The organism is Rhodococcus maanshanensis NBRC 100610, assembly GCF_001894865.1.
GTDB classification, from domain to species: Bacteria; Actinomycetota; Actinomycetes; order Mycobacteriales; family Mycobacteriaceae; genus Rhodococcus_G; species Rhodococcus_G maanshanensis.
This window is the reverse complement of sequence record NZ_BCXA01000049.1, coordinates 22,664-35,255: the sequence shown is the minus strand read 5'-3', so window position 1 is coordinate 35,255 and position 12,592 is coordinate 22,664. Positions and strand designations below refer to the sequence as shown.

General features: G+C 65.3%; 15 protein-coding genes and 4 tRNA genes. 17 read left to right on the top strand and 2 right to left on the bottom strand.

Translation table 11 applies throughout. From position 1 onward, the window contains the following. Positions 1-53: 53 nt before the first annotated feature. Both RM1_RS21595 and htpX read left to right on the top strand, forming a co-directional pair. A complete protein-coding gene (locus RM1_RS21595; protein ID WP_027500672.1) occupies positions 54-1,085 on the top strand; it encodes a polyprenyl synthetase family protein in 1,032 nt (343 codons plus the stop codon). Positions 1,086-1,198: 113 nt separating this feature from the next. Next, complete coding sequence (gene htpX, locus RM1_RS21590) at positions 1,199-2,068, top strand: zinc metalloprotease HtpX (protein WP_072753717.1); 870 nt, start codon at positions 1,199-1,201, stop codon at positions 2,066-2,068. 146 nt (positions 2,069-2,214) lie between these two features. On the opposite strand, the gene RM1_RS21585 is transcribed toward htpX, so the two are convergent. Beyond that, the gene (locus RM1_RS21585) at positions 2,215-2,706 is read right to left on the bottom strand and encodes a YajQ family cyclic di-GMP-binding protein (protein ID WP_027500670.1); all 492 of its coding nucleotides are present in this window, start codon (positions 2,704-2,706) and stop codon (positions 2,215-2,217) included. Positions 2,707-2,858: 152 nt separating this feature from the next. On the opposite strand from RM1_RS21585, the gene RM1_RS21580 reads away from it, so the two are divergent. The 11 genes from RM1_RS21580 (at position 2,859) to rplA (ending at position 7,284) form a co-directional block, all read left to right on the top strand. Continuing rightward, positions 2,859-2,941, top strand: a tRNA-Tyr gene (locus RM1_RS21580). 146 nt (positions 2,942-3,087) lie between these two features. Next, a tRNA-Thr gene (locus tag RM1_RS21575) sits at positions 3,088-3,160 on the top strand. A gap of 40 nt (positions 3,161-3,200) precedes the next feature. Then, positions 3,201-3,273, top strand: a tRNA-Met gene (locus RM1_RS21570). Between the two features lie 66 nt (positions 3,274-3,339). Next, positions 3,340-3,504, top strand: coding sequence for a 50S ribosomal protein L33 (gene rpmG, locus RM1_RS21565; RefSeq protein WP_027500669.1), 165 nt, complete (start codon positions 3,340-3,342; stop codon positions 3,502-3,504). An 86-nt stretch (positions 3,505-3,590) separates the two neighbouring features. Continuing rightward, positions 3,591-4,046, top strand: a complete 456-nt coding sequence (hadA, locus tag RM1_RS21560) for a (3R)-hydroxyacyl-ACP dehydratase subunit HadA (protein ID WP_027500668.1) — start codon at positions 3,591-3,593, stop codon at positions 4,044-4,046. Next, positions 4,046-4,474, top strand: a complete 429-nt coding sequence (gene hadB, locus RM1_RS21555; RefSeq protein ID WP_027500667.1) for a (3R)-hydroxyacyl-ACP dehydratase subunit HadB — start codon at positions 4,046-4,048, stop codon at positions 4,472-4,474. The genes hadA and hadB overlap by 1 nt, the downstream gene beginning before the upstream one ends. Positions 4,475-4,654: 180 nt before the next feature. Continuing rightward, a tRNA-Trp gene (locus tag RM1_RS21550) sits at positions 4,655-4,727 on the top strand. 31 nt (positions 4,728-4,758) lie between these two features. Beyond that, complete coding sequence (gene secE, locus RM1_RS21545; protein ID WP_072753716.1) at positions 4,759-5,163, top strand: preprotein translocase subunit SecE; 405 nt, start codon at positions 4,759-4,761, stop codon at positions 5,161-5,163. A gap of 40 nt (positions 5,164-5,203) precedes the next feature. Next, positions 5,204-6,007, top strand: a complete 804-nt coding sequence (nusG, locus tag RM1_RS21540; protein WP_027500665.1) for a transcription termination/antitermination protein NusG — start codon at positions 5,204-5,206, stop codon at positions 6,005-6,007. Positions 6,008-6,060: 53 nt separating this feature from the next. Next, entirely contained in the window at positions 6,061-6,495 is a 435-nt protein-coding gene (rplK, locus tag RM1_RS21535; protein WP_027500664.1) for a 50S ribosomal protein L11, read from the top strand. Between the two features lie 72 nt (positions 6,496-6,567). Then, positions 6,568-7,284, top strand: coding sequence for a 50S ribosomal protein L1 (gene rplA / locus RM1_RS21530; RefSeq protein ID WP_027500663.1), 717 nt, complete (start codon positions 6,568-6,570; stop codon positions 7,282-7,284). A 62-nt stretch (positions 7,285-7,346) separates the two neighbouring features. Here rplA and RM1_RS21525 read toward each other — a convergent pair whose 3' ends face one another. Continuing rightward, complete coding sequence (locus RM1_RS21525; RefSeq protein ID WP_072753715.1) at positions 7,347-8,975, bottom strand: MFS transporter; 1,629 nt, start codon at positions 8,973-8,975, stop codon at positions 7,347-7,349. 415 nt (positions 8,976-9,390) lie between these two features. Here RM1_RS21525 and rplJ point away from each other — a divergent pair, with 415 nt between their 5' ends. The 4 genes from rplJ (at position 9,391) to RM1_RS21505 (ending at position 12,591) form a co-directional block, all read left to right on the top strand. Continuing rightward, positions 9,391-9,927 carry a 50S ribosomal protein L10 gene (gene rplJ, locus RM1_RS21520; protein WP_027500661.1) on the top strand — a complete coding sequence of 179 codons (537 nt, stop codon included), beginning with the start codon at positions 9,391-9,393 and terminating at the stop codon, positions 9,925-9,927. A gap of 120 nt (positions 9,928-10,047) precedes the next feature. Then, positions 10,048-10,434 carry a 50S ribosomal protein L7/L12 gene (gene rplL, locus RM1_RS21515; RefSeq protein ID WP_072753714.1) on the top strand — a complete coding sequence of 129 codons (387 nt, stop codon included), beginning with the start codon at positions 10,048-10,050 and terminating at the stop codon, positions 10,432-10,434. Positions 10,435-10,740: 306 nt separating this feature from the next. Then, entirely contained in the window at positions 10,741-11,787 is a 1,047-nt protein-coding gene (locus tag RM1_RS21510; protein WP_027500659.1) for an ABC transporter ATP-binding protein, read from the top strand. Positions 11,788-11,796: 9 nt separating this feature from the next. Continuing rightward, positions 11,797-12,591 carry an MlaE family ABC transporter permease gene (locus RM1_RS21505; protein ID WP_027500658.1) on the top strand — a complete coding sequence of 265 codons (795 nt, stop codon included), beginning with the start codon at positions 11,797-11,799 and terminating at the stop codon, positions 12,589-12,591. The last annotated feature ends 1 nt before the right edge of the window (position 12,592 follow it).

Here is a 12,592-nt window from a genome sequence, read left to right as displayed (position 1 = left end):
GTTCACTACCGTGACAGTTATGGCATCGGTTGCTGGGCATCACGCGAGACGGGATGGGTACTGAGATCGTGAGCACGAGCGAAGCGATGGGCACGGTCGTTGCCGGCGTGGATCTGGGGGATCCGGCGCTGGCCGAGGTGGTGCGTGGGGGTCTCGCCGAGGTCGAGAGCCTGCTGGTGAGTGAGCTCTCGGATGGCGAGGACTTCCTCACCGAGGCGGCGCTGCACCTGGCGAAGGCGGGCGGCAAGCGGTTCCGGCCGCTGTTCACCCTGCTGACGGCGCAGCTGGGCCCCAATCCGACTGACCCGTCGACCGTCACCGCGGCGACCGTCGTGGAGCTGGTGCACCTGGCCACGCTCTACCACGACGACGTGATGGACGAGGCGACGATGCGCCGCGGCGCCCCTAGCGCGAACTCGCGCTGGGGCAACTCCATCGCCATCCTGGCGGGCGACTACCTGTTCGCGCACGCCTCCCGGCTGGTGTCCACGCTCGGACCGGAGGCGGTGCGGATCATCGCCGAGACCTTCGCCGAGCTCGTCACCGGGCAGATGCGGGAGACCATCGGCGTCAAGGAGCAGCAGGATCCCGTCGAGCACTACCTGAAGGTGGTGTGGGAGAAGACCGGATCGCTGATCGCGGCCTGCGGTCGGTTCGGCGGCACCTTCTCCGGGGCGAGCGCCGACGACGTGGTCCGCCTCGAGCGGCTCGGAGACGCGGTCGGCACCGCCTTCCAGATCTCCGACGACATCATCGACATCTCCTCGGTTGCCGCGCAGTCCGGCAAGACCCCTGGCACCGACCTGCGCGAAGGGGTGCACACCCTGCCGGTGCTCTACGCGCTGCGCGAGGAGGGCCCCGACGCCGATCGGCTGCGGGTGCTGCTCGACGGGCCGGTCACCGACGACGACGCCGTCGCGGAGGCGCTGGCGTTGCTGGAGCGTTCCCCCGGCATGGCGGCGGCCAAGGCCAAGCTGGCCGAGTACGCCGCCTCGGCGCACGCACAGCTCGCGGAACTGCCGCAGGGCCCGGCGAACGACGCGCTGGGACGGCTGGTGGATTACACGATCGCGCGGGTCGGCTGACGGTAACGTCTCGGCCGGGTCCTGGTGGCTCGCCGACGCGCTGCGTGCGGGGGAACGTCCCTCCGGGCTCTTTCGTTGATTAACTGAGTGTCCGGCGAGAGAAGGGGCCCAACGTGCACCGGTATTCCAACGGTTTGAAGACCTTTGCGTTGCTGGTGGGGATGTCCGCGCTGATCGTGTTCATCGGGGCGCTGTTCAACAACCGCAGCATCCTGATCTTCTCGATCCTGCTCGCGGTCGGGATGAACGGCTACGCGTACTTCAACAGCGACAAGCTGGCGCTCAAGGCGATGCACGCGCAGCCGGTCACCGAGGTCGAGGCGCCGGTCATCTACAAGATCGTGCGCGAGCTGGCGACCACGGCCCACCAGCCGATGCCCCGGCTCTACATCAGCCCGACGGCAGCGCCGAACGCCTTCGCCACGGGCCGAAACCCGCGCAACGCGGCGGTGTGCTGCACCAGCGGCATCCTGCAGATCCTCGACGAGCGGGAGCTGCGGGCCGTGCTCGGCCACGAGCTCTCGCACGTGTACAACCGCGACATCCTGATCTCCTCGGTCGCGGGTGCGATGGCCGCGGTGATCTCGGGCCTGGCCAACATGGCGATGTTCGCGTCGATGTTCGGCGGCCGCGGGGAGGGCAGGCCGAACCCGCTGGCGCTGCTGCTCGTCTCCTTGCTCGGTCCGATCGCGGCCTCCGTGGTGAAGATGGCGGTCTCGCGCTCGAGGGAGTACCAGGCCGACCAGTCCGGTGCGGAACTCAGCGGTGACCCGCTGGCGCTCGCGTCGGCGCTGCGCAAGCTGGAGCGCGGCGTCGAGGCCGCCCCGCTGCCGCCGGAGCCGAAGATCGCCGCGCAGTCGCACATGATGATCGCGAACCCGTTCCGGGCCGGCGACAAGATGAGCCGGCTGTTCTCCACCCACCCGCCGATGGCGGATCGGATCGACCGCCTGGAGAGGATGGCCGGTCGCCGGCTGCCCTAGTGACGGATCTCGCTGTGGGACAAGATTCTTCGCTGTAGGCGCCGGGATCACCTCCGCACGGCGTCACGTCGGCGGACCCCGCCGACGCAGAGGGGACCGCACGGCCTTCGTGGCCGCCGCGGTCCCCTCTCGGCTTTGTCGGGTGATCAGCGGTAGTTGACGAACTGCAGGGCGATGCCGAAGTCCTCGCCCTTGAGCAGCGAGATGATGGCCTGCAGGTCGTCGCGCTTCTTGCTGCTGACGCGCAGCTCGTCGCCCTGGATCTGCGCCTTGACGCCCTTGGGGCCCTCGTCGCGGATCTTCTTCGAGATCTTCTTCGCGTTCTCGGTGGTGATGCCCTGGACCAGGGTCCCGCTCAGCTTGTAGATCTTGCCCGACTGCGCGGGCTCGCCTGCGTCGAAGGCCTTGAGTGAGATGTCCCGGCGGATCAACTTCTCCTTGAAGACCTCGAGAGCGGCCAGCAGGCGCTCCTCGGTGTCGGCGGTCAGCGTGATCGCCTCCTCGCCGGACCAGTCGATGCTCGCGCCGGTGTTGCGGAAGTCGAAGCGCGTCGACAGCTCCTTGGCCGCCTGGTGCAGTGCGTTGTCCACTTCCTGTCGGTCAACCTTGCTCACCACATCGAAGGACGAATCCGCCACGGCAACTCCTTGTTCATCGTGCGCGGGCCTGCGCTCGCGCGTGAGAACCCCACGATAACCACACGGTTTGCATTTACCCGCCCCGGTAGAGGTATTCTCTGTCCGCGCCAGTGAAGAGCCGGGAAGCCCCGGATCGGACCTGGATGACACCAGGCAGGTTGCCCGAGCGGCCAATGGGAGCGGACTGTAAATCCGTCGGCTTATGCCTACGTAGGTTCGAATCCTACACCTGCCACACCCGGGTCCCGGTGAGCGCAAGCTTGCCGGGGCTCGTTGATTACACGGATGGAAAGAGCTCCTGACCTGCGGGTTTGGCACTCGGCCCCGCCGCTGTGTAATCTCTTGGAGGCTTCAGCGCAAGAACGAAGTGCGCGGAAGCATGCCCCCTTAGCTCAGTCGGCAGAGCGTTTCCATGGTAAGGAAAAGGTCAACGGTTCGATTCCGTTAGGGGGCTCGCTGGATTGGGTGTCCATAGACTGGCACCGATGCACCGAGGCGGTGTAGCTCAGTTGGTAGAGCAAACGACTCATAATCGTTGTGTCGCCGGTTCAAGTCCGGCCATCGCTACACAAGTGGACACATAGCACACACCCTGATTGACCCCGATCAGATTTATCCGAAAGAAGGCATCCCGTGGCCTCGACTGACGTTCGGCCCAAGATCACCTTGGCCTGCGAGGTATGCAAGCACCGCAACTACATCACCAAGAAGAACCGTCGGAACGATCCCGATCGTCTCGAGATCAAGAAGTTCTGCCCGAATTGCGGAACGCATCAGGCGCACCGCGAGTCGCGCTAGTACTCTTCGAGTCGACGCGGAGATCGTAGGGGTCGGCTTACCGGCTTCCTGGCCTAGCTGCGTCCCAAGCAGATAGGTTCCTCCAGGTGAAGTTGAGTTCTGATCTCGTTGGCCTGCATCACAGGTTCAGCGACTACTACGAGGTCGGTCGTGAGAAGGTGCGCGAGTATGCGCGCGCCGTCAAGAGCGACGACCCGGTCTACCGCGACGAGGCGGCCGCCAAGAAGATCGGCTACGACACGCTCGTGGCCCCGCTGACCTTCATTGCTGTCTTCGGATTCCTCGCGCAGGAAGAGTTCTTCAAGGCCCTGGACGTCGAGCTGGATCTCAGCCGCGTTCTGCACACCGACCAGCGTCTGGTCTTCCACCGTCCGATCAAGGTCGGCGACCGTCTGTACTGCGACGTGTACGTCGACTCGATCCGGACGATGGGCGGCAGCGACATCGTCGTCACCCGCAACGAGATCACCGACCAGGACGGCCAGTTGGTCCAGACCACGTACACCACGTTGGTCGGCCGGCATGCAGAGGAGGGCGAGTGATGTCCGTTCGCGATTTCACGGAGATCTCCGTCGGCCAGGAGCTGCCCGAGGAGACCGTGTCCCTGACCCGGTCCGACCTGGTCCAGTACGCAGGCGTTTCCGGCGACCCGAACCCCATTCACTGGGATGACGCGACGGCGCAGAAGCTCGGTCTTCCCTGCGCGGTCGCGCACGGGATGCTCACCATGGGCATCGGTGCCGGCTATGTGACCACCTGGCTCGGCGATCCGGGTGCGGTCACCGAATACAGCGTTCGTTTCACCAGCCCCGTCGTCGTGCCCAACGACGGCAAGGGTGCCGAGATCGTCCTCACCGGCAAGGTGAAGTCCGTCGACGAGGAGACCCGCTCGGCCGTGGTCGCCATCGTCGCCAAAGTGGACGACAAGAAGATCTTCGGTCGCGCCACCGCGACCGTGCGCTTCGGCTGAGTAACCAGCCGATTCGGTTTGTTCGACTACCGTGCAGTACACTGAGATTTCTGGGATCAACCAGCGCTGCGCGCTGCCCTACGTGCCCGATTGGGCCGCTGAGGGTGGCGCGCGTGTTGTGTGGTCACGGAGAGGTTGATCGGTTCGGATCATGACGATCCGGACGCGTCGGTCAACCAGAGGGGCGTAGCTCAACTGGCAGAGCAGCGGTCTCCAAAACCGCAGGTTGCAGGTTCAAGTCCTGTCGCCCCTGCCCCGGATGTCAGCGACTGAGAGGAACGACGGTGAGCGAGGATCGCGGAAAGGCCGATAGCGCGGCGGGGTCCCCGGACGTCGACGCCACCGCGGCCGGCGCGAGCGATTCGGCTCCCGTCGCCTCTCGGCCGACTGGCAAGCGTCCGGGACGTCGTACCCACGCCGCCGCGAGCGAGTCGCAGGCCGCGAAGGTCGCAGGCACTCCCTTGGTCACGAAGGCCAAGGCGGAGAAGCCGCGCAAGGAGAATCTCTTCAAGCGCCTGAGGAAGTTCCTCCGCGAGGTGATCGCGGAACTCCGGAAGGTGATCTGGCCTAACCGCAAGCAGATGATCACCTACACCACCGTTGTGCTGACGTTCGTGGCCTTCATGGTGGCGTTCATCAGTGGATTGGACCTGGCGTTCATCAAGGGCGTCAGTTGGTTGTTCGGCTGACGCCGGACACCGAACGTGATGGAAGGAAGCGAGTGCCCCAGTGAGCACCCCCGAGAACGACGCAATTGAGGCTGCAGCCGCAGAGCATGTTGCCGATGACGCGGTCGCCGCGGAGTCCGCTGACGCGGCAGTCCTCGGCGAGGGTGACGCTCCCGAGGCCGACGCTCCCGTCGAGGAGGCAGCCGCTTCCGCAGACGACGCCATCGCCGCCGACTCCGAGGAGCCGGTCGATCCCGTCGCCGAGATGAAGGCCGCGCTGCGTCGCGCCCCCGGTGACTGGTACGTGATCCACTCGTACGCCGGGTACGAGAACAAGGTGAAGACCAACCTCGAGACCCGCGTGCAGAACCTGGACGTCGGCGACTACATCTTCCAGGTCGAGGTTCCGACCGAAGAGGTCACCGAGATCAAGAACGGCCAGCGCAAGCAGGTCAATCGCAAGGTGCTGCCCGGCTACATCCTGGTCCGGATGGAACTCAACGACGAGTCGTGGGGCGCGGTCCGCAACACCCCCGGTGTCACCGGCTTCGTCGGCGCCACCTCGCGGCCGTCGCCGCTGACCATCAACGAGGTCGTCAAGTTCCTGATGCCGCAGGAGGGCGCGAAGAAGCCCGTCGCCGCTGCCGCAGGAGCAGGCGAGGCCGCAGCCGCCGTCGCGAAGCCCCTCATCGAGGTCGACTTCGAGGTCGGCGAGTCGGTCACCGTCATGGACGGCCCGTTCGCGACGCTGCCCGCCAGCATCAGCGAGGTCAACGCCGAGCAGCAGAAGCTCAAGGTCCTCGTGTCGATCTTCGGTCGCGAGACGCCGGTCGAGCTGTCCTTCACGCAGGTCGCGAAGATCTAGCCACAAACTTGCACTGCAGTAGCAAGACACACACAAGAAATTAGGAACGAAAGATGCCCCCCAAGAAGAAGAAGCTCGCCGGGCTCATCAAGCTTCAGATCCAGGCCGGTCAGGCTAACCCTGCACCGCCCGTGGGTCCCGCGCTTGGTCAGCACGGCGTGAACATCATGGAGTTCTGCAAGGCCTACAACGCGGCCACCGAGTCGCAGCGCGGCAACGTGATCCCCGTTGAGATCTCCGTCTACGAGGACCGGACCTTCGACTTCAAGTTGAAGACCCCGCCCGCCTCGCGACTGCTGCTCAAGGCCGCAGGCGTGCAGAAGGGCTCCGGCGAGCCGCACAAGACCAAGGTCGCCACGGTGACCATGGACCAGGTGCGCGAGATCGCGAAGACCAAGCAGGAAGACCTCAACGCGAACGACATCGAGCAGGCCGCGAAGATCATCGCCGGCACCGCACGCTCGATGGGTATCACCGTCGAGGGCTAAGCACCTCCAGATCGCGTGGGAGGGCCGGCCAGGCCCGAAACCACAACTGAACCGTTAGTAAGGACAGAAGACATGGCAAAGCGCAGCAAGGCGTACCTCGCCGCCGCCGAGAAGGTCGACCAGACCAAGCTCTACAGCCCACTGCAGGCTGCGAAGCTGGCCAAGGAGACCTCCTCCACGAAGATGGACGCGACCGTCGAGGTCGCCGTTCGACTCGGCGTCGACCCCCGCAAGGCGGACCAGATGGTTCGCGGCACCGTCAACCTCCCGCACGGCACCGGTAAGACCGCCCGTGTGATCGTGTTCGCCGCAGGCGAGAAGGCCGCCGAGGCCGAGGCCGCCGGTGCGGACGCGGTTGGTGCCGAGGACCTGATCGAGCGCATCCAGGGCGGTTGGCTGGACTTCGACGCCGCGATCGCGACCCCCGACCAGATGGCCAAGGTCGGCCGCATCGCCCGCGTCCTCGGACCGCGTGGCCTGATGCCGAACCCGAAGACGGGCACCGTCACCACCGATGTGACCAAGGCCGTCAACGACATCAAGGGCGGCAAGATCAACTTCCGCGTCGACAAGCAGGCCAACCTGCACTTCGTGATCGGCAAGGCGTCCTTCGACGACGCCAAGCTGGTGGAGAACTACGGCGCCGCGCTGGACGAGATCCTGCGTGCGAAGCCGTCCTCCGCGAAGGGCCGGTACGTCAAGAAGGTCACGGTTACGACCACCACCGGACCGGGCATCCCGGTGGACCCGAACCGCACCCGCAACCTCCTCGAGGATGCTGCAGAGTAAGACTGTTCGACAAGAAGGCCGGTACGGATCTCCGTACCGGCCTTCTTCGTGTCCGCGGTCCCTCACGCCTGTGAGTCGGCCTCGTCCTTCCGCCAGGCGAGGAGGACGGCGTTCTCCCGTGACGGCGCCCATGGCAGGAAGATCGCGACGATGATCGCGCAGACCACCACGGCGCCGGTCGCGACGAGGGAGGCCGTCTGTGAGCCCTGCAGGACCGCCGACTTCATCGCCGTGATGAGGTTCTCGCGCTGCGGTTCGAGCATCGTCGGGATCTCGCGCTTGCGGATCTCGAGAACGCTGAGGACCGTCGCCCGCGCGAATCCCTTCTCGTCGTCGTTCATGAGCATCGCAGGCACCCGGTCGATGATCGGCGAGATCTTCGTCGAGTAGTACGAGGCGACGATGGACCCGAGCACCGCCACGCCGAGGGTGCCGCCGATCTCGCGGGTGGTGTCGTTGACGGCCGAGCCGGCACCGGCCTCGTCGAGGGGGAGCGAGGACATGATCGATTCGGTGGCGGGGCCCTGGACGATCGCCAGGCCGAGGGCCATCGAGACCATCGACGGCAAGACGTCGGCGAGGTAGGTGCTGTCGACGTCGACGAGCCCGCCGAGGTAGAGCCCGAGCCCCGTCAGGAGCAGGCCGAAGACGATGACCGCTGTGGTGCCGATGCGCTGCGCGAGCAGGGTGGCGATGGGCGCGCCGACCGCAACGCTCACCGCGAAGGGGAGCGAGGCGATCCCGAATTCGAGCGGGGTGTACTCGCGCACTCCCTGGAAGTACTGAGTGATCAGGAACAGGAAGCCGAACATCGAGAAGTACGCGATCGCGATCGCAAGCGCGGGCAGCGAGAATCTGCGGATCCGGAACAGGCGCATGTCGAGAATCGGTGTCGCGGTGCGCAACTGCCACCAGACGAACGCGCCGAGGAGTACCGCCGCGACCGCGACGCCGCCGAGGGTGGCGAGGCTGAGCCAGCCGTAGCGCGGGGCCTCGATGATCGACCAGACCAGCAGCGTGATGCCCGCAACGGACAGCACGATCCCGGGGATGTCGAGTCGGCCGACGACGGAGGCCTTGGACTCCGGGACGAGGAGCAGCGTCGCGATCACCGCGACCGCGGCGACGGGGACGTTGATCCAGAAGACCGAGTGCCACGAGAAGTGTTCGAGCAACCACCCGCCGGACATCGGTCCGATGGCGATGGCGAAGCCGGCCATGGCGGTCCAAGCCGCGATGGCGAGCGCGCGTTCGCGGGTGTCGGTGAAGATGTTGATGATCAGGGCGAGGGTGGCGGGGAAGACCGCGGCGGCGAACACACCCATGGCGGCCCGTGCGGCGATCACCTGCCCGAGTGTCTCGGCATTGGCGCCCGCCACGGACAACACCCCGACGCCGATCAGGCCGATGATCATGATGCGGCGACGGCCGTACCGGTCTCCGAGGTTGCCGCAGGCCAGCAGCAGGCCTGCGAAGGTGAGGGTGTACGCGTCGACCACCCACTGCAGTCCGCTCACGCCGGTGTGGAGTTCGACGCCGATCGAGGGGAGGGCGACGTTGACGATGGTGTTGTCGAGAACCACCAGCAGTTCCGCGAGGCAGATCACGGCGAGTGCCGCGAATCGCCGTGCGCGCGAGGAGATCAGCTCGACCCTGTTGTCGGGTGGGTTGGTGCGTTCCAGCGTGGTCATGGGTTGAGACGCTACTAGCTATGTGTAACTCCATATAACAGTCAATTGGAGAGGCATTGGTCACGCCGGCCGGTCATTTGTGACGGCTGACACAATCAGTGCTCCCTCGGGTGGCCCGTTTTGGATGGTCACGCCGGTTCGGGTACTCTCTCCGGAAGAGTTCGATCTATTTCGAGTTCACCCCAAGAAGTTCTACCCAAGACCGTTGGTCACCGATGTCGCGAGGCATTGGTTGAAGGTTCGGGACACAGCCCGACGGCCCACGCAGGAGGACGAGGTAGGGGAGTGGTGGGCCTTGCGCGAGCTGGGTCCGGATCTCTTCGTGACGCCCCGTGTGCCTGCACCGGGGCGTTTTGCATTGTCACGGCCGCATCCCGAGGGTGCACCAACACGATGTCACGAGAGGAGGCGAAGTATGGCAAAGCCCGAAAAGGTTTCCGCAGTCACGGAGATCACTGAGCAGTTCAAGGGTTCGACTGCCGCCGTGATCACCGAATACCGTGGTCTGTCGGTGACCAGTCTGACGCAGCTGCGACGCGCGCTCGGAGCAGGCGCAACCTACTCCGTCGCCAAGAACACCCTGGTCAAGCGCGCCGCCGCAGAGGCGGGCGTCGAGGGCCTTGACGACCTGTTCGTCGGACCGACCGCCATTGCGTTCATCAAGGGCGAGCCGGTTGACGCAGCGAAGGCCATCAAGGCCTTCGCGAAGGACAACAAGGCGCTTGTCATCAAGGGCGGCTACATGGACGGCAACGCGCTGTCCGTGGACGAGGTCAACAAGATCGCGGACCTCGAGTCCCGCGAGATCTTGCTGGCCAAGCTCGCCGGCGCGATGAAGGGCAACTTGGCAAAGGCCGCAGGCCTGTTCAATGCCCCCGCCTCGCAGATGGCCCGTCTGGCCGCTGCGCTGCAGGACAAGAAGGCCGCGGAAGGCTCCGCAGCCGAAAGCTGATCCGCACGAGACCGGACGGGCGCCCTCGCGGGCGCGAACAAGGTCTTGCGTATCACGTAACAAACCACTCCCACCTCGTCGCGGATCAGCGACATGGGACTTACAGGAAGGACCGCCATCATGGCGAAGCTCACCACCGAAGAGTTGCTGGACCAGTTCAAGGAGCTCACCCTCCTCGAGCTCTCGGAGTTCGTGAAGGCGTTCGAGGAGACCTTCGAGGTCACCGCCGCTGCTCCGGTCGCCGTCGCCGCCGCCGGTGTCCCGACCGCCGCCGCGGACGCCGCTGAGGAGCAGGACGAGTTCGACGTCGTCCTCGAGTCGGCCGGCGACAAGAAGATCCAGGTCATCAAGGTCGTCCGTGAGGTCGTCGCGGGCCTGGGCCTGAAGGAAGCCAAGGACCTCGTCGAGGGCGCGCCGAAGGCGATCCTCGAGAAGGTTGCGAAGGATGCGGCCGAGGCCGCCAAGGAGAAGCTGGTCGCCGCAGGCGCCACCATCTCCATCAAGTAAGACCGCCGCGTAACAACGCAGCGCTCGCGCTCGACAAAAGGGCCGTTCCCCGCAAGGGGAGCGGCCCTTTTTGGCGTTCGCCAGCGACCGGTTTCCCGTGTCGCCGCCGGATCCAAAAGTGGACGGTTGTTTAGTGATTTGAGGGCGTGTCTGAGCAGGTCACAGTGCCTAAATCGGACATGGGGGGGTCCGATTTCCCTCAAACCCTACTCATGAGTAGCATTCAGCGTCACAGGTACCACATCGATGCGATAGAGTGACCCAACCCACATTGGGTCAGTGTGTCGAAAAGCGTGGAGGTTTTCGGTGGGAGTAGAGGTAGTAGTCGAGGGACTCACCAAGTCGTTCGGCTCGCAGAAGATCTGGCAGGACGTCACCCTGACGCTCCCCCCGGGAGAGGTCACGGCCCTGCTCGGCCCGTCCGGTACGGGCAAGTCGGTGTTCCTGAAGTCGCTGATCGGCCTGCTCCGTCCGGAGCGCGGTTCGATCGTCATCGACGGCACCGACATCCTTGAGTGCTCCAGCCGAGAGCTCTACGAGATCCGGAAGATGTTCGGAGTGCTGTTCCAGGACGGTGCGCTGTTCGGGTCGATGAACCTCTTCGACAACGTCGCCTTCCCGCTGCGTGAGCACACCAAGAAGACCGAGTCCGAGATCCGCAACATCGTGATGAACAAGATGGAGCTGGTCGGACTCATCGGTGCGGAGAACAAGCTCCCCGGCGAGATCTCCGGCGGTATGCGCAAGCGCGCCGGACTGGCAAGGGCGCTCGTGCTCGACCCGGAGATCATCCTGGTCGACGAGCCCGACTCGGGTCTCGACCCGGTCCGCACGACCTACATCAGCCAGCTGCTGATCGACATCAACTCGCAGATCGACGCGACGATCCTGATCGTGTCGCACAACATCAACCTGGCGCGCACCGTGCCGGACAACATCGGCATGTTGTTCCGCAAGGAGCTCGTCATGTTCGGCCCCCGTGAGGTGCTGCTCACCAGCGACGAGCCGGTGGTCAAGCAGTTCCTCAACGGCAGCATGCTCGGTCCGATCGGCATGTCCGAGGAGAAGGACGAGGCGCAGATGGCGCAGGAGCAGGCGATGGTCGATGCGGGCCACCACCACGGTGGCGTCGACGACGTCGAGGGCATCATCCCGCAGATGAAGGCCACCCCCGGCATGCCGTTCCGTCAGGCCGTCGCCCGCCGTCAGGATCGCGTCCGCCGGATCATGCACACGTTGCCGCACAATGCCCAGGTCGCGATTCAGGAGAGCCTTGACACCGAGGACAGCACTCAGGTGATTCCCGCATATGACGGCTCCGGCATGGAGACGTCTTCCTGGGGACGCGGGTAGCACGCGCCGATGGGGGGTACCAAGAGCACGCTGCTCAGTCCGCTGACGGCCGCGTTGACACAGGCCGGGTTGATATTCCAGCTCTTCGTCGACGTCGTGCGGAACACGTTCAGGAAGCCGTTCCAGTTCCGGGAGTTCATCGAGCAGGCCTGGTTCATCGCGAGCGTGACGATCCTTCCGACTGCGCTGGTCGCGATCCCGTTCGGCGCGGTGGTCTCACTGCAGACCGGATCGCTGATCAAGCAGCTCGGCGCCGAGTCCTTCACGGGCGCGGCCAGCGTGCTTGCGGTGATCCAGCAGGGCAGTCCGATCGTGACCGCGCTGCTGATCGCGGGTGCGGCCGGCTCGGCGGTGACCGCCGACCTCGGCTCACGCACCATCCGTGAGGAGATCGACGCCATGGAGGTGCTCGGTATCAATCCGGTCCAGCGCCTCGTGGTCCCCCGCGTGCTGGCGATGATCCTGGTCGCGGTGCTGCTCAACGGGCTGGTCTCGGTGGTCGGCATCGCGGGCGGGTACTTCTTCAACGTGATCCTCCAGGGCGGCACCCCCGGCGCCTACCTGTCCTCGTTCTCCGCGCTCGCCCAGTTGCCCGACCTCTACATCGCGGAGGCGAAGGCCGCCGTGTTCGGCGTCATCGCGGGCGTGGTCGCGGCCTACAAGGGCCTGCACCCCAATCCAGGGCCGAAGGGCGTTGGCGAGGCCGTGAACCAGACGGTCGTCATCACCTTCTTGCTGCTGTTCTTCGCCAATCTGATCCTGACGATGGTGTACCTGCAAGTCGTTCCTGCCAAGGGGGCTTAAC

Coding starts and splice junctions, on each gene's coding strand:
- hadB (WP_027500667.1), top strand. CDS start 4,046: ATGTCCGTTCGCGATTTCACGGAGATCTCCGTCGGCCAGGAGCTGCCC.
- rplK (WP_027500664.1), top strand. CDS start 6,061: ATGCCCCCCAAGAAGAAGAAGCTCGCCGGGCTCATCAAGCTTCAGATC.
- RM1_RS21595 (WP_027500672.1), top strand. CDS start 54: ATGGGTACTGAGATCGTGAGCACGAGCGAAGCGATGGGCACGGTCGTT.
- RM1_RS21525 (WP_072753715.1), bottom strand. CDS start 8,975: ATGACCACGCTGGAACGCACCAACCCACCCGACAACAGGGTCGAGCTG.
- RM1_RS21505 (WP_027500658.1), top strand. CDS start 11,797: ATGGGGGGTACCAAGAGCACGCTGCTCAGTCCGCTGACGGCCGCGTTG.
- rplJ (WP_027500661.1), top strand. CDS start 9,391: ATGGCAAAGCCCGAAAAGGTTTCCGCAGTCACGGAGATCACTGAGCAG.
- rplA (WP_027500663.1), top strand. CDS start 6,568: ATGGCAAAGCGCAGCAAGGCGTACCTCGCCGCCGCCGAGAAGGTCGAC.
- rplL (WP_072753714.1), top strand. CDS start 10,048: ATGGCGAAGCTCACCACCGAAGAGTTGCTGGACCAGTTCAAGGAGCTC.